The organism is Klebsiella sp. WOUb02, from assembly GCF_050058015.1.
In the GTDB taxonomy this organism is placed as follows: Bacteria; Pseudomonadota; Gammaproteobacteria; order Enterobacterales; family Enterobacteriaceae; genus Klebsiella.
Genome location: NZ_CP170106.1, coordinates 37,756 through 58,380, shown reverse-complemented (window position 1 = coordinate 58,380; position 20,625 = coordinate 37,756). Strand labels below are relative to the sequence as shown.

Sequence of the window (20,625 nt, the reverse complement as noted above, 5' to 3'; positions counted from 1 at the left end):
ATCATTTACTTTACGCTAGCGGGCGCTAATTACGCATCGCCACCGAAACGACGACGGCTTGAAGAGTCGTCACGACGCGGGGCGGAATCTTCGCGACGCGGCGCTGAATCATCACGGCGCGGAGCATGACCTTCACGACGCGGCGCACGTTCGCTGCTGAAACGACGACCATCGCCACGGCCGCCTTCGCGACGTTCACCGCCGAAACCGCGACCGCCTTCACGACGCTCGCCGAAACCACGGCCACCTTCACGACGCTCGCCGCCGCGGCGCTCAGGACGCGGCTGGGCATCGCCCATCAGCTGCATGTTCATCGGCTTGTTCAGGATACGGGTACGAGTAAAGTGCTGCAGCACTTCGCCCGGCATGCCTTTTGGCAGCTCGATCGTTGAGTGGGTACCGAACAGCTTGATGTTACCGATGTAACGGCTGCTGATGTCGCCTTCGTTAGCGATAGCGCCAACGATGTGACGAACTTCAACGCCGTCATCGCGGCCCACTTCAATGCGATACAGTTCCATATCGCCAACGTCACGACGCTCGCGCTTCGGACGATCTTCACCGCTACGCTCAGGACGGTCGCCGCGCGGGCCACGGTCATTGCGATCGTTGCGACGTTCGAAACGATCGTCGCGATCGCGGAATTCGCGTTTCGGACGCATCGGCGCATCCGGCGGCAGGATCAGAGGACGTTCGCCCTGAGCCATTTTCAGCAGCGCGGCGGCCAGAGTTTCGATATCCAGCTCTTCGCCTTCAGCGGACGGCTTGATGTTCGCCAGCAGCGCACGGTACTGATCCAGATCGCTGCTTTCCAGCTGCTGCTGGACCTTAGCGGCGAATTTTTCCAGACGGCGTTTGCCCAGCAGCTCTGCGTTCGGCAGCTCAACTTCCGGAATGGTCAGCTTCATGGTGCGTTCGATGTTACGCAGCAGACGGCGTTCGCGGTTCTCAACGAACAGCAGCGCGCGGCCTGCACGACCTGCACGACCGGTACGGCCGATACGATGAACGTAAGACTCGGAGTCCATCGGGATGTCGTAGTTAACAACCAGGCTGATGCGCTCAACGTCAAGGCCGCGGGCCGCAACGTCGGTAGCAATCAGGATATCCAGACGACCATCTTTCAGACGCTCCAGAGTCTGCTCACGCAGGGACTGGTTCATATCACCGTTCAGCGCGGCGCTGTTATAGCCGCTACGCTCCAGCGCTTCGGCCACTTCCAGGGTCGCGTTTTTGGTACGCACGAAGATAATCGCCGCATCAAAATCTTCCGCTTCCAGGAAACGCACCAGCGCTTCGTTTTTACGCATACCGTAAGCAGTCCAGTAGCTCTGGCTGATGTCCGGGCGAGTGGTTACGCTCGACTGGATGCGCACTTCCTGCGGCTCTTTCATAAAGCGGCGGGTAATACGACGGATCGCTTCCGGCATAGTAGCAGAGAACAGAGCGGTCTGATGACCTTCCGGGATCTGCGCCATAATCGTTTCTACGTCTTCGATGAAGCCCATGCGCAGCATTTCGTCAGCTTCATCCAGCACCAGACCGCTCAGCTTAGAGAGATCCAGGGTACCGCGCTTCAGGTGGTCAAGCAGACGACCCGGGGTACCGACAACAATTTGTGGTCCCTGGCGCAGAGCACGCAGCTGCACGTCATAACGCTGGCCGCCGTAAAGGGCTACCACGTTTACGCCGCGCATATGTTTAGAGAATTCCGTCATCGCTTCAGCAACCTGTACCGCCAGTTCGCGGGTCGGCGCCAGCACCAGAATTTGCGGCGCTTTGAGCTCAGGATCAAGATTGTTCAGCAGCGGTAAAGAGAACGCTGCGGTTTTACCGCTGCCCGTCTGGGCCATACCCAGAACGTCGCGGCCGCCCAGCAGGTGCGGAATGCACTCAGCCTGGATCGGAGATGGTTTTTCGTAACCCAGATCGTTAAGGGCTTCAAGGATAGGAGCCTTCAGGCCCAGATCTGCAAAAGTGGTTTCGAATTCAGCCATGTAGTACGTGTGCCTCAAAATTAATGGCGGCCAGTCTACATAACTCAACGTGAAAATTTACAGTAATTTTCATTGAAAAGTGTGAACCGGCTCAAAGTAGGTGTATTAACGAACAACAACGCCCTCACCCGCGAAGGTGATAGCAATAAAAAATTGGGCTGATGTTTGTTCGTCAGCTATTGCTGGTCCGATTCTGCCAGGTCATCTTGCTCCTGGCCCAGGAGCGATAATTCCAACAATGCGTATCGGTGCTCAACGTAGTTGTGAACGTTGTTTGCGACCGCCAGTTTGAACAGTGCCGTAGCGCTGTCCTTGTCCCCCAGACTTAGGTAGTACTTACCTAAATAGAAGTTGGTTTCACTGAGATGCTCAGCGAGCGAGGTGTTATCCGTTGCGTCTGCCTTCAAACGATCCATCAGCGTTTTTTCGCTAATATCGTTAAGGTAGAACTCGACAATGTTCCATCCCCATTGCTCTTTGTCCGATTTCTCGAAGCGCTGTTTCAGTGCTTCAAGCGCCTGCTTCTCGTCGAGTTTGCGCTCGGCGAGGTAAAGCCACAGGCTACGGAAAGGATCATTGGGATCGTCTTGATAAAACGCCAGCAGATCATCTTGCGCTAACTTAGCACGACCCCCGTAATACAGGGCGATGCCGCGATTTAAGTGCGCGTAGTTATAAGTTGGATCAAGCTCAAGTACAGAATCAAACGCTTCATAGGCAGCATCAAAATTGCCTGCCTGCGTTAAATATATGCCTAAGTAGTTGAATACTTCGGGCATATCAGGTCGGATTGCCAGCGCTTGTGAAAAATCGTTTCGCGCTAATGCCCTCAGACCGAGACTATCATACAACACTCCGCGCTCATATAAAAGCTGTGCGCGTTCATCATCGGTTAAAGCCCGACTGGCAAGAATTTGTTCCATGCGCGCCAGAATCACTTCCTGCTGCAAAGTCGGTTGCAATGGCACCGCGAGGACTGCGTCCTTACGCCAGGCAGAGCTGCTGCATCCTGCCAGCGTGAGAGCTGTCGCCACGAAACACCAGCGCAAAAAAGGCTTCATTTCCCACTCCCGAAGACAACGATTGGATGAACGTCCAGTTCCCCGGCTGCAAACAAGGCGTCCTGCCCGTAATACGCCCTCCGCAAACGCGGAGGGCAAGCGGCAACCTTACTCGCCCTGCTGAGCGACCGGAGCTTCCGGCGCGCTGACAGGTTGAGTCTGCTCAGTTGCTTCTTTGATGCTCAGACGCACGCGGCCCTGACGGTCCACTTCCAGAACCTTAACCGGTACTTCCTGACCCATCTGCAGGTAATCGGTCACTTTCTCTACGCGCTTGTCGGCGATCTGAGAAATATGCACCAGACCTTCTTTACCGCCGCCGATGGCAACGAATGCGCCAAAGTCAACGATACGGGTCACTTTACCATTGTAGATACGGCCAACTTCGATCTCAGCGGTAATCTCTTCGATACGACGAATCGCGTGCTGCGCTTTGTCGCCGTCGGTCGCTGCGATTTTCACGGTACCGTCATCTTCGATTTCGATGGTGGTGCCGGTCTCTTCAGTCAGCGCACGGATTACGGAACCGCCCTTACCGATGACGTCTTTGATCTTGTCCGGGCTGATCTTGATGGTGTGGATACGCGGTGCGAATTCGGAGATGTCGCCGCGCGGCGCGTTAATCGCCTGCTCCATGACGCTCAGGATGTGCAGACGCGCACCTTTAGCCTGGTTCAGCGCAACCTGCATGATCTCTTTGGTGATACCTTCAATTTTGATATCCATCTGCAGCGCAGAGATACCGTCGCGGGAACCCGCAACTTTGAAGTCCATATCGCCCAGGTGATCTTCGTCGCCGAGAATATCGGAGAGAACGACATAGTTGTCGCCTTCTTTCACCAGCCCCATCGCGATACCCGCAACGGAGGCTTTAATCGGCACGCCGGCGTCCATCAGCGCCAGAGAGGCGCCGCAAACGGAAGCCATGGAAGAAGAGCCGTTAGATTCGGTGATTTCAGAAACCACGCGAACGGTGTACGGGAACTCTTCGGTAGTCGGCATCACGGCCAGCACGCCGCGCTTAGCCAGACGACCGTGACCAATTTCACGACGCTTCGGTGAACCTACCATTCCGGTCTCGCCTACGGAGTACGGAGGGAAGTTGTAGTGGAACAGGAAGGAGTCGGTACGATCGCCCATCAGCTCATCGATGTTCTGTGCGTCACGCGCGGTGCCCAGGGTCGCCGTAACCAGCGCCTGAGTTTCGCCACGGGTGAACAGTGCGGAACCGTGGGTACGCGGCAGCACGCCGGTACGGACGTCCAGACCACGAATCATATCTTTTTCACGACCGTCGATACGCGGCTCGCCTGCCAGTACGCGGCTACGAACGGCGTTTTTCTCGATAGCGTGCAGAATTTCACCCAGCTCGTTAGCGTCGAGGGATTCATCTTCAGCGGTCAGCGCGGCGATAGTTTCGGCTTTGATCACGCCAATCTGAGCGTAGCGCTCTTGTTTGTCAGTGATGCGGTAAGCGTCGCTCAGGCGCGCTTCAGCCAGGGCCGCAACGCGGGCGTTCAGCGCGGCATCTACGGCTTCCGGCTGCCATTCCCAGCGCGGTTTACCCGCTTCTTTCACCAGGTCATTGATGGCCTGAATAACAATCTGCTGCTGCTCGTGGCCGAATACCACCGCGCCCAGCATCTGGTCTTCGCTCAGCAGGCTCTGCTTCGGATTCAACCATCAGGACCGCAGCTTCGGTACCGGCAACCACCAGGTCCAGCTTACTTTCTTTCAGCTCATCCTGAGTCGGGTTCAGCACGTACTGGTCGTTGATGTAGCCAACGCGCGCGGAGCCGATAGGACCGTTAAACGGAATCCCGGACAGAGACAGCGCAGCGGAAGCGCCGATCATGGCAACGATGTCCGGGTTAACCTGCGGGTTAACGGAAACAACGGTAGCAATAACCTGCACTTCGTTAACGAAACCTTCCGGGAACAGCGGACGAACCGGGCGGTCAATCAGACGCGCAATCAGGGTTTCGCCTTCGCTTGGACGGCCTTCACGACGGAAGAAACCACCCGGGATTTTACCTGCCGCGTAGGTACGTTCTTGATAGTTTACGGTCAGCGGGAAGAAGTCCTGGCCAGGCTTCGCTTTCTTCTGGCCGACAACGGTAACGAATACCGCGGTGTCATCCATGCTTACCATGACAGCAGCAGTGGCCTGACGAGCCATCATGCCGGTTTCCAGGGTGACGGTGTGTTGGCCGTACTGGAATTTACGAACGATCGGATTTAGCAAAATTCTATCCTTTTATCAAAAAGTGACGCTATATCGAGGATATAGCGTCAGATGACCCGATCTTCTGCATCCTCGCGACTAATGACAACCTTTACCCGCCCCTGCGGATGAAGCCTCTCATTAGCCGCGCGAACCTCTGCACAAAGATCATTAATAGCAACAATACATGAGTTTTTAGCTAATTGCTGCCGCCTGGTCGAAAAAAGGGGCCCTGAGGCCCCTTTTTCTGAAACTCGCAGAATTAGCGACGCAGACCCAGACGCTCGATCAGCGAAGCGTAACGTGCAACATCTTTACGTTTCAGGTAGTCGAGCAGTTTACGACGCTGGGAAACCATGCGCAGCAGACCACGACGGCTGTGGTGATCTTTTTTATGCTCGGAGAAGTGACCCTGCAGATGGTTAATCTGGGCAGTCAGCAGTGCAACCTGAACTTCGGTAGAACCGCTGTCGTTTTCGCCACGACCAAACTCAGAAACGATTTTTGCTTTAGCTTCAACGCTTAGAGACATTTTAAACTCCAAAAATTAAAAGAAAGAAAGGGTGCCGATCTCTAATTCAGCGACCCCTGATGCGACGCCCGAAAATGTTAAAACACTTTTGCGGACGTCAGGCGGCGATATTCTACTCGCAGCCGGCTTTTATCGCAAGAACAGCCCTCAGGCAGGATATTCAACGACCAGACGACGCGGCGCCACGCGGCCTTCGTCATCAATCTCGCCCATGCCGAGAAACTTCTCGTCTTCGCCTTCCGTTACGCGCACCAGCCCCTGCTTCGGCGCGCCCGAAGTGCGGACCGGATTACCGTTTTTAAAGTATTCCGCCGACGTTTCGGGGATATTAACCAACGGATAATCCGACGCCGGGCTATCCATCGGCATCAGCAGCGGATCGAGCAGCTGCGCGGCGGGAATATCCTGCTCTTGCGCCTGTTCAACCAGCGCCTGCAGCTGTTCGAGCGTCACCATACGTTCAACGGGATATTTGCTGACCGCCAGGCGGCGCAGGAAAATCACGTGGGCGCCGCAGCCCAGCTTTTCGCCTAAATCGTCGATAATCGTCCGAATATAGGTGCCTTTTGAACAGTGGATTTCCAGCTCGAGCTCATCGCCTTCGTGGCGAATAAACAGCAGCTCGTAGACGGTAATCGGCCGGGCTTCGCGCGGGACGTCAATCCCCTGGCGGGCATATTCGTACAGCTTTTTACCCTGGTACTTCAGCGCCGAATACATTGACGGCACCTGCTGGGTCTCACCGCGAAAGCCTTCCAGCGCGGAGGCCAGCTGTGCGTCGCTAAAGGCCAGCGGGCGCTCTTCCACCACCTGACCATCAGCATCAGAGGTATCTGTGCGTTGACCCAGCCTGGCAATGACGCGGTAGCGCTTGTCAGAATCGAGCAGGTACTGGGAAAACTTGGTCGCTTCTCCGAGGCAAATCGGCAGCATGCCGGTTGCCAGCGGATCCAGCGCGCCGGTGTGCCCTGCCCGATTAGCGTTATAAATACGTTTTACTTTTTGCAGTACGTCATTGCTGGAAGCCCCCTGAGGTTTATCCAGCAACAGCACGCCGTGCACATCGCGGCCGCGACGACGAGGACGACTCATTAGTCCTCCTTGACGTCGTCCGGATTCACACGACGCTCATCGTCATGCTTCACCACGCTGGTCACCAGGTTAGACATGCGCATCCCTTCAACCAGCGAGTTGTCGTAGAAGAAGGTCAGTTCCGGCACGATACGCAGGCGCATCGCTTTACCCAGCAGCGAGCGGATAAATCCGGATGCTTCCTGCAGCGCCTTAATACCTGCCTTAACGGCGGCTTCATCTTTGTCGTTCAGGAACGTCACAAACACTTTGGCATAGGCCAGGTCGCGGGACATTTCGACGCCAGAGACGGTGGTCATCATGCCCAGACGCGGATCTTTAATTTCGCGCTGCAGGATGATAGCAATCTCTTTTTGCATCTCCTGAGCGACGCGCTGCGGGCGACCAAATTCTTTCGCCATAATAAATTCTCCAGAATAAAGACAAAAAAGGGGCTATAAGCCCCTTTTTAGAATTATTGCCGGGTGGCGCTTCGCTAACCCGGCCTGTTTTCGGCGATCTTCCGTTAATACCGGGCTGCAGCACAAGGCGCTGCGGCCCAATAGTCGACGAAGATTACGCGATGGTACGTTGGATTTCGATGATTTCGAACACTTCGATCATATCGCCAACGCGAACGTCGTTGTAGTTCTTAACGCCGATACCACATTCCATACCGTTACGGACTTCGTTAACGTCATCTTTGAAGCGGCGCAGGGATTCCAGCTCGCCCTCATAGATAACCACGTTGTCACGCAGTACGCGGATTGGGTTGTGACGTTTAATCGTGCCTTCGGTAACCATACAGCCCGCGATGGCGCCAAATTTCGGCGATTTGAACACATCACGTACTTCAGCCAGACCAATGATCTGCTGTTTCAGTTCCGGAGACAGCATGCCGCTCATTGCGGCTTTAACTTCGTCGATCAGGTTATAGATGACGGAGTAGTAGCGCAGATCCAGGCTTTCAGATTCAATCACTTTGCGAGCAGATGCATCGGCACGCACGTTGAAGCCAACCAGGATAGCGTTGGATGCCGCAGCCAGGGTCGCGTCGGTTTCGGTGATACCACCTACGCCAGAACCAATGATCTTCACTTTGACTTCGTCGGTGGACAGTTTCAGTAAAGAGTCAGAGATAGCTTCTACAGAGCCCTGAACGTCCGCTTTCAGTACCACGTTCACTTCGTGAACTTCGCCGTCGGTCATGTTAGCGAACATGTTCTCAAGCTTGGACTTCTGCTGACGCGCCAGTTTGACTTCGCGGAATTTGCCCTGACGATACAGCGCAACTTCACGCGCTTTCTTCTCGTCACGAACAACCGTTACTTCGTCACCGGCAGCCGGAACGCCGGACAGGCCGAGGATTTCAACCGGAATAGACGGGCCTGCTTCCAGCACTTCCTGACCCAGTTCGTTACGCATCGCACGAACGCGACCATACTCGAAGCCACACAGCACGATATCGCCTTTGTGCAGGGTACCTTCACGAACCAGCACGGTAGCAACCGGACCACGACCTTTATCCAGGAAGGATTCGATTACGGCACCGCTTGCCATGCCGTTACGAACGGCTTTCAGCTCCAGAACTTCAGCCTGCAGCAGGATAGCGTCGAGCAGATCGTCAATACCGGTACCCGCTTTCGCAGACACGTGGACGAACTGGCTCTCACCGCCCCACTCTTCCGGCATGATGCCGTACTGGGACAGTTCCTGCTTCACGCGATCCGGATCGGCTTCCGGCTTATCGATTTTGTTAACCGCAACGACAACCGGCACGTTCGCCGCTTTCGCGTGCTGAATAGCTTCGATAGTTTGCGGCATCACGCCATCGTCAGCAGCAACAACCAGGATGACGATATCCGTCGCCTGAGCACCACGAGCACGCATGGAGGTAAACGCGGCGTGGCCCGGAGTATCGAGGAAGGTGATCATCCCTTTAGCATGCTCAACGTGGTAAGCACCGATATGCTGGGTAATGCCGCCCGCTTCGCCAGAGGCCACTTTCGTGGAACGGATATAGTCGAGCAGAGAAGTTTTACCGTGGTCAACGTGACCCATGATGGTCACAACCGGTGCGCGGGCTTCTGCCGCAGCGCCGGTATCACGATCGCTCATTACCGCTTCTTCCAGCTCGTTCTCACGACGCAGGATAACCTTGTGGCCCATCTCTTCGGCAACCAGCTGCGCGGTTTCCTGATCGATGACCTGGTTAATGGTCGCCATTGCGCCCAGCTTCATCATCGCTTTGATGACCTGAGAGCCTTTGACCGCCATCTTGTTAGCCAGATCGCCAACGGTGATGGTTTCGCCGATGATAACGTCACGGTTCACGGCCTGAGCCGGCTTCTGGAAGCCCTGCTGCAGGGAAGAACCTTTACGCTTACCGCCTTTACCACCGCGGACGGCCGCACGGGCCTCTTCGCGATCGGCTTTGGATTCAGCGTGCTTATTGCCTTTCTTCTGAGGGCGTGCTGCTTTGGCGTTACGGCCACGGCCGCGGCCGCCTTCAACTTCACGGTCGTTGTCGTCTTCTGCCTGACGGGCATGCTGAGACGTGGTCACGTGATAGTCAGAGGTTTCTTCAGGCGGCGTTTCTGGGGTTTCGGTCCAGTTCTTTTCGTTTTCTGCGGCCATGCGGCGTGCCTCGTCCGCCACGCGGCGCGCTTCTTCTTCAAGCTTGCGACGCGCTTCTTCTTCCGCTTTACGTTTCAGCCTCTGCTGCTTCGTTTTCACGGCGGGTCTTTTCAGCCTGGGCGGTTTTTGTCATTTCGTCGGTTTGTTGATTGCTCACTTTGTCTTTTTCCGCAGCTTCACGTTTCGCTTTATCAGCGACTTCACGTTTAGCTTGTTCTGCGGCCTCACGTTCAGCTTTTAATTGCGCCTCTCGCTTCGCCGTTTCTTCAGCTTCACGATGGGCCTGCTCTTCCGCTTCACGCTGCGCCTGCTCTTCCGCGGCAAGGCGTTCTGCCTCTTGCGGATCGCGTTTCACAAAAGTGCGTTTCTTGCGGACTTCGATTTGTACCGATTTGCTCTTTCCACCGGTACCTGGAATATTTAACGTGCTGCGCGTTTTGCGCTGCAGCGTCAGCTTGTCGGGCGCCGAGCCGTGTTCACGGTTCAGGTGCGTCAACAGGGTCTGCTTCTCTTGCGCGGTCACAGAGTCATCGACCGATTTGCGGATGCCTGCATCAGCAAATTGCTGTATCAGGCGATCCACAGAGGTCTGAATCTCTGAAGCCAGCGCTTTAATGGTCACATCTGTCATGCTGTTCCTTCCTGCTACAGTTTATTACGCTTCGTCGCCGAACCAACAAATATTACGGGCAGCCATGATGAGCCTCTCCGGCTTTTTCGTCGGTCAAGCCTTCGATATCAGCCAGATCATCAATGCCCTGCTCGGCGAGATCTTCCAGCGTACAAACGCCACGGGCGGCCAGTTTGAAAGCCATCAGACGTTCCAGACCTTCCAGATTCAGTAAATCTTCGGCAGGTTTGGTGTCGCCCAGGCTTTCTTCCTGAGCCAGCGCCAACGTGGTCAGCGCATTTTTCGCACGTTCACGAAGTGCTTCAACGGTGGCTTCATCCAGACCGTCGATTTCCAGCAGTTCTTTCACCGGCACATAGGCCAGCTCTTCCAGAGTGGCGAAACCTTCTTCGACCAGCACAGTGGCGAAATCTTCATCGATATCAAGATACTTAGTAAAAGTATCGATCGCCGCATGGGCTTCAGCCTGGTGCTTAGCCTGCAGGTCATCAACGGTCATCACGTTGAGTTCCCAGCCGCTCAGCTGCGATGCCAGACGCACGTTCTGACCGTTACGGCCGATAGCCTGCGCCAGATTGCCCGCTTCGACGGCGATATCCATGGTGTGCTTGTCTTCATCCACCACGATAGACGCAACGTCGGCCGGAGCCATCGCGTTGATCACGAACTGCGCCGGGTTATCATCCCACAGGACGATATCGATACGCTCGCCGCCCAGCTCGGTAGAAACCGCCTGAACGCGCGCACCGCGCATGCCGACACAGGCGCCAACCGGATCGATACGCTTATCGTTGGTTTTCACCGCGATTTTCGCACGGGAACCCGGATCGCGAGCGGCGGCTTTGATCTCGAGAACTTCTTCACCGATCTCCGGCACCTCAATGCGGAACAGTTCGATCAGCATTTCCGGCTTAGAACGGGTAACGAACAGACTGAGCGCCGCGCGCTTCCGGACGTACCGCGTACAGCACACCGCGAATACGGTCGCCCGGGCGGAAGTTTTCACGCGGCAGCATATCTTCACGCAGGATCACGGCTTCAGCATTGCTGCCCAGATCCAGAGTGATATTATCGCGGTTCACTTTTTTGACCACGCCGGTGATGATTTCACCTTCGTGCTCGCGGAACTGATCGACAACCATTGCGCGTTCGGCTTCACGTACTTTTTGTACGATGACCTGTTTTGCCGTTTGCGTGGTGATACGGTCGAAGGTGACGGATTCAATCTGGTCTTCGACGAAGTCACCGGGATTCATGCTTTCGTCTTCGTAACGCGCCGCTTCAAGCGTAATTTCGCGAGTCGGCTGGGTAACTTCTTCAACGACCAGCCAGCGACGGAAGGTGTCAAAATCACCGCTACGACGATCGATGCTCACGCGCACGTCGATCTCTTGCTCGTATTTTTTCTTTGTAGCCGTTGCCAGGGCACTTTCCAGCGCTTCAAAAATCTTTTCGCGCGGCAGCGATTTTTCGTTGGAAACGGCTTCAACAACAGCCAAAATTTCTTTGTTCATCGGGGCCTTTCACCTCAATCCAGACTGTTAAAAGTGGGGAACCAGGTTCGCCTTCTGGATGTTACTCAGCGCGAACACTTCATCTTTGCCTTCGACGGTTACCGTGATCATTTCACCGTCTACCGCTTTGATAACGCCCTGCCATTTGCGGCGATTTTGCACCGCCATACGCAGTACCAGCGAAACTTCTTCACCGGAAAAACGCGCATAGTGTTCGGCGGTAAACATCGGGCGATCGAGACCAGGTGAAGATACTTCCAGGTTATAAGCAACGGTGATCGGATCTTCGACGTCCATGACAGCACTGACCTGGTGGCTCACATCAGCACAATCATCAACATTGATGCCATTATCACTATCAATATAGATGCGCAGTGTAGAAGTGCGACCACGAACGAATTCGATGCCGACCAGCTCAAAGCCAAGCGCTTCAACCGGCGCAGTGAGCATCTCTGTTAATTTTTGCTCTAATGTGGACAAACCCACCCCCAAGACATAAAAAAAGGGCGTATAGCCCAGTTATTCTGAAGTCAGATAACAAAAAACCCCGATAAATCGGGGTTTTAGATAACTGAACCCTGCGATCGCAACTGCGATCTGGAACACTTCCAGGAGAATTCTTTCAAATTCGGCTACGAAGGACCAGGTCCTCACAGTATATTTGAAAAAGTACTCAAAGGGAAAGTGGTTGCGGGGGCCGGATTTGAACCGACGACCTTCGGGTTATGAGCCCGACGAGCTACCAGGCTGCTCCACCCCGCGCCTGAAACGTGGCATATTTTACTCTTATTGAGCAAAAGACGCAAATACTGCTGGGATTTGGTACCGAAGACGGGACATAAAATCGTGGAAAATGATATTGATAAACCCTATATTTTGTCAACATATTTTTCACATTGACCGGCTATCGTTTATGCTGGCATTGCGCCCTTTTTTAGCAAAAAAGTCATGAATCACTTCCGGTCACCCGTAAAAGATGATTAAATGAAAACTCACAATTAATGCATAAACATGCAATAGAGATATATTCCATTTGACGTAATTTTTACGCCACCCTGGCATGGAGAGCGCGAGAAGACCGGCGTGTATGGTTATACATGATGGTTTTTACGCATGACCCTGAACCTCAATGGCAAACGGAATAGTCAAATAGGACAGGTTCTGGACCTGGTAAACCGAACTCACAACAGTCTATCTAGCAGGGTTTTATTTTATGACGACGATTCTTAAGCATCTCCCGATTGGTCAACGTATTGGTATCGCTTTCTCTGGTGGACTGGATACCAGCGCCGCCCTGCTGTGGATGCGTAAAAAAGGCGCAGTACCTTACGCCTACACCGCTAACCTCGGCCAACCGGACGAAGAGGATTACGATGCGATTCCCCGCCGCGCCAAAGAGTACGGAGCCGAGGGCGCTCGTCTGATCGACTGCCGTAAGCAGCTGGTTGCTGAAGGCATTGCCGCTATCCAATGCGGTGCGTTTCATAACACCACCGGCGGCCTGACCTATTTCAACACCACCCCGCTCGGTCGTGCCGTTACCGGCACCATGCTGGTTGCCGCGATGAAAGAAGACGGCGTTAATATCTGGGGTGACGGCAGTACATATAAAGGCAACGATATCGAGCGCTTCTATCGTTACGGCCTGCTGACCAATGCTGAGCTGAAAATTTACAAACCATGGCTGGATAGCGACTTTATCGATGAGCTCGGCGGACGTCAGGAAATGTCCGAGTTTATGATTGCCTGCGGCTTTGACTACAAAATGTCCGTCGAGAAAGCCTACTCAACTGACTCCAACATGCTGGGAGCCACCCACGAGGCAAAGGACCTGGAATTCCTGAACTCCAGCGTCAAAATCGTTAACCCGATCATGGGGGTTAAGTTCTGGGATGAGAGCGTGAAGATCCCGGCGGAAGAAGTGACCATTCGTTTTGAGCAGGGTCATCCGGTCGCGCTCAACGGCCAAACCTTCAGCGATGATGTGGAACTGATGCTGGAAGCAAACCGCATCGGCGGCCGTCACGGGCTTGGCATGAGTGACCAGATTGAAAACCGCATCATCGAAGCCAAAAGCCGCGGCATCTATGAAGCACCGGGGATGGCGCTGCTGCACATTGCCTATGAGCGTCTGCTGACCGGTATCCATAACGAAGATACCATTGAGCAGTACCACGCTCACGGGCGTCAGCTGGGGCGTCTGCTGTATCAGGGACGCTGGTTTGATTCTCAGGCGCTGATGCTGCGTGATGCGCTGCAACGCTGGGTGGCGAGCGCGATTACCGGTGAAGTGACGCTGGAGCTGCGTCGCGGTAATGATTACTCCATTCTGAACACCGTCTCCGACAACCTGACCTATAAAGCAGAGCGTCTGACGATGGAGAAAGGCGACTCAATGTTCTCCGCAGAGGACCGTATTGGCCAGTTGACCATGCGTAATCTGGATATCACCGATACCCGCGATAAGCTGTTCGGTTACGCTCAATCCGGCCTGCTCACCGCCTCTTCGGCGACCGGCCTGCCGCAGGTCGAGAATCTGGAAAATAGAGACAAATAAGCTCTTTTATCGACTCTTTCAGCCGACGTTAATCCGTCGGCTTTTTTCTATCCCGGAATTGCGCCATAAAGCCTGAGACCCATCATTTTACCGGTCGCGGTATCTAATAATCATTGCCTGTAATCTTGCGCACAGATTTATCTTTTCCGATGTTAGGCCCCACGAATGGGACCACCGCAGGAAATGGGATTAACAGCCTGCAATGCTTCATTGCGTTACTCACCTCTTATAAATAGATGAGCGCGACTTTAGCGGCCTGAATGGAATGAAAGCCAGCGGAGAGTTATTTATAAATAAGCAGCTCTGGATTTAGGGCAAAAAAAAGACGCTTTTCAGCGTCTTTTTTTCGGAATATGGTACCGAGGATGGGACTCGAACCCACAAGCCCGTTAGGGCACTACCACCTCAAGGTAGCGTGTCTACCAATTCCACCACCTCGGTACGGATACTATTTATTAGTGCGGGATATCGCTGCTCGGCTGCGCCGGCGCTGCTGGCTGAGTCTGCTCGGATTTCGGCGCGCTCAGATTATCCCACTCGCTTCCTTTATTGGTCTTATTACTGTTGATATTGCCCAGCACCAGACTAATGATGAAGAACAGTGCAGCCAGGATACCGGTCATGCGGGTCATGAAGTTACCTGAACCGCTGGAACCGAACAACGTGCCGGAAGCGCCTGCTCCGAACGAGGCTCCCATATCAGCGCCTTTACCTTGCTGCAGCATGATCAGACCAACAAGGCCAATCGCCACAATAAGGAAAACAACTAAAAGAGCTTCTTGCATAATCAACCTGTTCCTTGCGGATTCGCCGCATACCAATTGCTTCGACCAATAAAGCGGAACGTATTAACGTTTCCCACTGAAGCGGGTGTGAATACTAACCAAAGCGAATGACCTTCGCAAGGGCAATTTCGACGCATTTTATCAACTGCGGAAAAAAACAGCAAAAAAACGTATACAGGACATTAAAAAAGCGGCAAGCGCCGCCTTTTTAGTCACTTAGCATCACAAACTATGCATTCTTAACCGCATCAGCAATGCGGTGAGCGAATTCATGCACCTGCTCTTCGTACTCGCCTTCAACCATCACGCGAATCAACGGCTCGGTGCCGGATTTACGCAGCAGCACCCGGCCGCGTTTGCCCAACGCCGCCTCAACCTCGGCGGTGACAGCTTTGACGTTCTCATGCTCCAGCGGATTGCTGCTGCTATCGGTAAAGCGCACGTTGACCAGAAGCTGCGGGAACATCTTCATGCCGCTACACAGATCGTGCAGGCTCATATGGTTACGCACAATCGCGGCAACGACCTGCAGGCTTGCAACGATGCCATCACCGGTGGTTGTCTTATCCAGCAGGATAACGTGGCCGGAGTTTTCGGCGCCAATACGCCAGCCTTTCTCCTGCATTTTCTCCAGCACGTAGCGGTCGCCCACTTTTGCGCGAGCAAACGGGATACCCAGCTGTTTGAGCGCCAGCTCCAGCCCCATATTACTCATCAGCGAGCCCACGGCGCCGCCGCGCAGCTGGCCCTGACGCAGGCCTTCACGGGCAATAATATAGAGGATCTGGTCGCCATCAACCTTATTACCTTCATGGTCGACCATAATGACGCGGTCACCATCGCCGTCGTAGGCAATGCCCAGATCGGCCTTTTCTGCCAGAACGCGGGCCTGTAGAGCTCGGACGTCGATAGCACCAACCTCTTCGTTGATATTTAGGCCATTGGGCTCGCAGCCCATGGTGATAACCTGTGCGCCGAGCTCGCGGAAGACGTTAGGTGCAATGTGGTAGGTCGCGCCGTGAGCGCAGTCAACCACCACTTTCAGCTCGTTCAGGCTCAGCTCATTCGGGAAGGTGCCTTTGCAGAACTCGATGTAGCGACCGGCCGCATCGACAATCCGGCTGGCTTTGCCTAATTCCGCAGAGTCGACGCAGGTCAGCTCTTTCTCCATCTCGGCTTCAATCGCCTCTTCGACGTTATCCGGCAGCTTAGTCCCCTCAATAGAGAAGAACTTAATGCCGTTGTCGTAGAAAGGGTTATGCGAGGCTGAAATGACAATCCCGGCCTCCGCGCGGAAAGCGCGGGTCAGGTAAGCCACCGCCGGCGTTGGCATTGGGCCAGTGAATGAGGCGGAGAGACCGGCAGCCGCCAGGCCCGCTTCAAGGGCCGACTCCAGCATATAGCCAGAGATGCGGGTATCTTTACCGATAATGATTTTACGCGAACCGTGCCGCGCGAGAACTTTTCCTGCAGCCCAGCCCAGCTTAAGCACAAACTCCGGCGTAATTGGTGCATCGCCAACGCGGCCACGGATACCATCGGTGCCAAAATATTTACGGTTACTCATAATGTTTATTTTCCCTTGTAGCCAGAGTGGCTTCCACCACGCGCAGCGCTTCTACCGTTTCTTTGACGTCATGGACGCGAACTATCTGCGCGCCCTGCATCGCCGCAATTACTGCGCAAGCCAAGCTACCGCTGAGGCGCTCTGTTGGCCCAACGTTCAGTAGTTGACCAATCATCGACTTACGCGACATGCCTGCCAACAGCGGGAGACCAAAATGATGGAATTCGCCGAGTCGAGCAAGCAGCTCATAATTATGGGAAAGATTTTTACCGAAACCAAATCCTGGGTCGAGCAACAATTTATCTTTTGCGATCCCAGCCCGCTCGCAGCGCACAATATGCTCCGTGAAAAAACGCGTCACATCGGCGAAAACGTCGTCGTACTTCGGCGCTGCCTGCATGGTTTTAGGCTGTCCCTGCATATGCATCAGGCACACCGGCAGCCCGGTCTCTGCCGCCGCTTCCAGCGCCCCTGGCTCCGTTAGCGAGCGGATATCGTTGATGATATGCGCCCCAACGCGGGCGGCTTCACGGATCACTTCAGGCTTCGACGTATCGACCGAGATCCATACTTCAAAACGCTGAGCAATGGCTTCTACAACCGGGATCACGCGCGCCAGCTCTTCCTCAACGCTAACCTCCAGCGCCCCGGGACGCGTCGATTCGCCGCCGATATCAATGATAGTCGCGCCGGCATTAATCATCAGATTGGCGTGCTTAACCGCGTCTACCAGCGAATTGTGCGCCCCGCCGTCGGAGAAGGAGTCCGGCGTAACGTTAAGGATACCCATCACATGCGGGTGGGTGAGATCGAGGGTTGAGCCCTGGGCTACAAGTTTCATCACGAGATCCCTGAATCAGGAGAGATTGATAAAAAGAAAAACCCCGGAGCAGGCGCCCCAGGGTTTAGATATGCACAACCACATCAACAGCGGCTAACTTATTTGTCGCCTAACTGCTCTGACATCGTGTTACCCGGGTTTGGCGTACGCGGTTCATCAACCGGACGCGGCGCGCTCGGGGTGCCGTTATTGCCAGAATTGTTGGCGCCAGGATCTTCCCAGCCGGCCGGCGGGCGAACGTTACGACGTGCCATCAGGTCATCAATCTGCGGTGCATCGATGGTCTCATATTTCATGAGCGCATCTTTCATCGAATGCAAAATATCCAGATTGTCATTGAGGATCTGACGGGCGCGGTTGTAGTTACGCTCAATCAGTGATTTCACTTCCTGGTCGATGATACGTGCGGTCTCATCGGACATATGCTTCGCTTTCGCTACGCTACGTCCCAGGAATACTTCACCTTCTTCTTCCGCATACAGCAGCGGACCGAGTTTGTCGGAGAAGCCCCACTGAGTCACCATGTTACGCGCCAGGTTGGTTGCAACCTTAATGTCGTTCGACGCGCCGGTAGAAACATGCTCTACGCCGTAGATAATCTCTTCTGCCAGACGACCGCCGTACAGGGTCGAAATCTGGCTTTCCAGCTTCTGACGGCTGGCGCTGATTGCATCGCCTTCCGGCAGGAAGAAGGTGACGCCCAGAGCGCGGCCGCGCGGAATAATCGTCACCTTATGCACCGGATCGTGTTCCGGCACCAGGCGGCCAATAATCGCGTGTCCTGCTTCGTGGTAAGCGGTCGACTCTTTCTGCGCTTCCGTCATCACCATGGAGCGACGTTCCGCACCCATCATGATTTTGTCTTTTGCCTTTTCGAACTCGACCATCGAGACCACGCGCTTGTTGCCACGGGCAGCAAACAGAGCGGCTTCGTTCACCAGGTTCGCCAGGTCAGCACCGGAGAAGCCCGGAGTACCGCGCGCGATGATTGCCGCGTCGATATCAGGCGACAGCGGAACGCGACGCATGTGAACTTTCAGGATCTGCTCACGACCGCGGACATCCGGCAGACCAACGACGACCTGACGGTCGAAGCGGCCCGGACGCAGCAGCGCAGGGTCCAGGACGTCCGGACGGTTGGTTGCGGCGATAACGATAATACCTTCGTTACCTTCAAAACCATCCATCTCGACCAGCATCTGGTTCAGCGTCTGCTCACGCTCATCGTGGCCACCGCCCAGGCCAGCGCCGCGCTGACGGCCGACGGCGTCGATTTCATCGATGAAGATAATGCACGGAGCCGCTTTCTTAGCCTGTTCGAACATGTCACGCACGCGAGATGCGCCAACGCCGACGAACATTTCTACGAAGTCAGAACCGGAAATTGTGAAGAACGGCACTTTCGCTTCACCGGCGATCGCTTTCGCCAGCAGCGTTTTACCGGTACCCGGAGGGCCGACCATCAGGACGCCTTTCGGGATTTTACCGCCCAGCTTCTGGAAACGGCTCGGCTCACGCAGATATTCCACCAGTTCGGCCACTTCATCTTTCGCTTCATCGCAGCCCGCGACATCGGCAAAAGTGGTTTTGATCTGGTCTTCCGTCAGCATACGGGCTTTGCTTTTGCCGAAGGACATCGCGCCCTTTCCGCCGCCGCCCTGCATTTGCCGCATAAAGAAGATCCAGACGCCGATCAGCAACAGCATCGGGAACCAGGAAATGAAGATGGAAGCCAGCAGGCTCGGCTCTTCCGGCGGTTCGCCAACCACTTTGACGTTTTTCGTCAACAGGTTATCGAGCAGCTTCGGATCGTTAACCGGGATGTAAGTCGTGTAACGGTTACTATCTTTCTTGGTAACGTTGATCTCACGTCCGTTGATACGCGCTTCGCGAACCTGGTCCTGGTTGACCTCTTGCAGGAAGGTTGAATAATCCACCTTACGGCCATTAGACTCGCTGGGCCCAAAGCTCTGGAATACTGACATCAGCACGACGGCAATGACCAGCCAGAGTATTAGGTTTTTCGCCATGTCACTCAAGGGATTAACCTCTTATTACAACTGTGTTAAAAACAGCGTCAGGATACTCTATATCCAGTTTCTTTCAAACTTTCGTTTGAAATCTACCGGTTATGGTTTACGCCCGGTCGCTACAATGTACACTTCACGCGAACGAGCACGGGAAGAGTCCGGCTTACGAACTTTGACCTTCGTAAACAGGGAGCGAATTTCTCTTAGATACTCATCGAAGCCTTCGCCCTGGAACACCTTAACTACAAAACTACCACCTGGCGCTAATACATCACGAGCCATTCCAAGCGCCAGCTCCACCAAATACATGGCCCGGGGGATATCCACCGCCGGCGTTCCGCACATGTTTGGCGCCATATCGGACATGACAACTTGTACTTTACTGTCACCTACGCGCTCAAGTAACGCTTTCAGGACTAATTCATCACGAAAGTCGCCCTGAAGGAAGTCCACACCAACGATTGGATCCATCGGTAAAAGATCGCAAGCGATGATGCGGCCGCTGTTGCCGATCTGCGTGACCGCATATTGCGACCAGCCTCCGGGTGCAGCACCGAGGTCAACAATCGTCATCCCCGGTTTAAAAATCTTGTCACTTTGCTGTATTTCATCAAGTTTAAACCAGGCTCGGGAACGTAACCCCTTTTTCTGCGCCTGGAGAACATATTTATCGCTAAAGTGTTCCTGAAGCCAGCGGCTGGAACTGGCAGAACGCTTTTTACCTGTCATTTAACATTCCCGTTTCGGGTTCATCATACTTTGCGACGTAAAAATCGACACTGTAGTTTGGCGATATATGGGAGATGGCGGTAGAATGAACCGTTTTCAATCCCAACGTAAGCAAAAAAATACGATGAATCTGAGTACTAAACAAAAACAGCACCTGAAAGGTCTGGCACATCCGCTCAAGCCGGTAGTTATGCTTGGCAATAATGGTTTGACCGAAGGGGTACTGGCCGAGATCGAACAAGCGTTAGAGCACCATGAGCTCATCAAGGTGAAAATCGCCTCGGAAGACCGCGAGACTAAAACCCTGATCGTGGAAGCTATCGTACGCGAAACCGGCGCCTGTAACGTACAGGTCATCGGCAAAACGCTGGTCCTGTATCGCCCATCTAAAGAGCGTAAAATCTCGCTGCCACGCTAAGAATATCCTGAATCCCGACACAACATTGTGT

The 20,625-nt window shown here is 54.3% G+C and carries 14 protein-coding genes, 2 tRNA genes and 3 pseudogenes; 2 read left to right on the top strand and 17 right to left on the bottom strand.

Annotated elements, in window-relative coordinates; all coding sequences use genetic code 11:
• Window positions 1–29: 29 nt before the first annotated feature.
• The 11 genes and pseudogenes from ABOC21_RS02325 to ABOC21_RS02275 form a co-directional block, all read right to left on the bottom strand.
• Entirely contained in the window at window positions 30–1,997 is a 1,968-nt protein-coding gene (locus ABOC21_RS02325) for a DEAD/DEAH family ATP-dependent RNA helicase (RefSeq protein ID WP_426812299.1), read from the bottom strand.
• Window positions 1,990–2,070 carry a protein YrbN gene (gene yrbN, locus ABOC21_RS02320; protein WP_115191791.1) on the bottom strand — a complete coding sequence of 27 codons (81 nt, stop codon included), beginning with the start codon at window positions 2,068–2,070 and terminating at the stop codon, window positions 1,990–1,992. Before yrbN ends, ABOC21_RS02325 begins: the two co-directional genes overlap by 8 nt.
• Window positions 2,071–2,173: 103 nt before the next feature.
• On the bottom strand, window positions 2,174–3,058 hold the full coding sequence (gene nlpI, locus ABOC21_RS02315; RefSeq protein ID WP_426812298.1) for a lipoprotein NlpI: 885 nt from the start codon (window positions 3,056–3,058) through the stop codon (window positions 2,174–2,176).
• 108 nt (window positions 3,059–3,166) lie between these two features.
• A pseudogene (pnp, locus tag ABOC21_RS02310) lies at window positions 3,167–5,303 on the bottom strand (polyribonucleotide nucleotidyltransferase).
• Window positions 5,304–5,544: 241 nt separating this feature from the next.
• A complete protein-coding gene (gene rpsO, locus ABOC21_RS02305) occupies window positions 5,545–5,814 on the bottom strand; it encodes a 30S ribosomal protein S15 (protein WP_426812297.1) in 270 nt (89 codons plus the stop codon).
• A gap of 147 nt (window positions 5,815–5,961) precedes the next feature.
• Window positions 5,962–6,906, bottom strand: a complete 945-nt coding sequence (gene truB, locus ABOC21_RS02300) for a tRNA pseudouridine(55) synthase TruB (RefSeq protein WP_426812296.1) — start codon at window positions 6,904–6,906, stop codon at window positions 5,962–5,964.
• Entirely contained in the window at window positions 6,906–7,307 is a 402-nt protein-coding gene (rbfA, locus tag ABOC21_RS02295) for a 30S ribosome-binding factor RbfA (RefSeq protein WP_041147389.1), read from the bottom strand. Before rbfA ends, truB begins: the two co-directional genes overlap by 1 nt.
• Before the next feature lie 154 nt (window positions 7,308–7,461).
• Window positions 7,462–10,153: pseudogene (gene infB, locus ABOC21_RS02290) on the bottom strand (translation initiation factor IF-2).
• 24 nt (window positions 10,154–10,177) lie between these two features.
• A pseudogene (gene nusA, locus ABOC21_RS02285) lies at window positions 10,178–11,667 on the bottom strand (transcription termination factor NusA).
• 27 nt (window positions 11,668–11,694) lie between these two features.
• Window positions 11,695–12,147 carry a ribosome maturation factor RimP gene (gene rimP / locus ABOC21_RS02280; protein WP_071844987.1) on the bottom strand — a complete coding sequence of 151 codons (453 nt, stop codon included), beginning with the start codon at window positions 12,145–12,147 and terminating at the stop codon, window positions 11,695–11,697.
• A gap of 205 nt (window positions 12,148–12,352) precedes the next feature.
• A tRNA-Met gene (locus ABOC21_RS02275) sits at window positions 12,353–12,429 on the bottom strand.
• A 451-nt stretch (window positions 12,430–12,880) separates the two neighbouring features.
• Here ABOC21_RS02275 and argG point away from each other — a divergent pair.
• Window positions 12,881–14,224: an argininosuccinate synthase gene (gene argG, locus ABOC21_RS02270; RefSeq protein ID WP_426812295.1), complete on the top strand. Its 1,344-nt coding sequence runs from the start codon at window positions 12,881–12,883 to the stop codon at window positions 14,222–14,224.
• A gap of 354 nt (window positions 14,225–14,578) precedes the next feature.
• On the opposite strand, the gene ABOC21_RS02265 is transcribed toward argG, so the two are convergent.
• From ABOC21_RS02265 to rlmE, 6 genes are all read right to left on the bottom strand, one after another.
• Window positions 14,579–14,665, bottom strand: a tRNA-Leu gene (locus ABOC21_RS02265).
• A gap of 14 nt (window positions 14,666–14,679) precedes the next feature.
• The gene (gene secG, locus ABOC21_RS02260) at window positions 14,680–15,009 is read right to left on the bottom strand and encodes a preprotein translocase subunit SecG (protein WP_426812580.1); all 330 of its coding nucleotides are present in this window, start codon (window positions 15,007–15,009) and stop codon (window positions 14,680–14,682) included.
• 229 nt (window positions 15,010–15,238) lie between these two features.
• The gene (glmM, locus tag ABOC21_RS02255) at window positions 15,239–16,576 is read right to left on the bottom strand and encodes a phosphoglucosamine mutase (RefSeq protein ID WP_426812294.1); all 1,338 of its coding nucleotides are present in this window, start codon (window positions 16,574–16,576) and stop codon (window positions 15,239–15,241) included.
• Window positions 16,569–17,417: a dihydropteroate synthase gene (gene folP / locus ABOC21_RS02250; protein WP_426812293.1), complete on the bottom strand. Its 849-nt coding sequence runs from the start codon at window positions 17,415–17,417 to the stop codon at window positions 16,569–16,571. The genes glmM and folP overlap by 8 nt, the downstream gene beginning before the upstream one ends.
• A gap of 98 nt (window positions 17,418–17,515) precedes the next feature.
• Window positions 17,516–19,447, bottom strand: coding sequence for an ATP-dependent zinc metalloprotease FtsH (gene ftsH, locus ABOC21_RS02245; RefSeq protein ID WP_426812292.1), 1,932 nt, complete (start codon window positions 19,445–19,447; stop codon window positions 17,516–17,518).
• Window positions 19,448–19,546: 99 nt separating this feature from the next.
• Window positions 19,547–20,176, bottom strand: coding sequence for a 23S rRNA (uridine(2552)-2'-O)-methyltransferase RlmE (gene rlmE / locus ABOC21_RS02240; RefSeq protein ID WP_095099894.1), 630 nt, complete (start codon window positions 20,174–20,176; stop codon window positions 19,547–19,549).
• 124 nt (window positions 20,177–20,300) lie between these two features.
• Here rlmE and yhbY point away from each other — a divergent pair, with 124 nt between their 5' ends.
• Window positions 20,301–20,594 (top strand): ribosome assembly RNA-binding protein YhbY, encoded by a 294-nt coding sequence (gene yhbY, locus ABOC21_RS02235; RefSeq protein ID WP_095099897.1) that lies wholly within the window; start codon window positions 20,301–20,303, stop codon window positions 20,592–20,594.
• The last annotated feature ends 31 nt before the right edge of the window (window positions 20,595–20,625 follow it).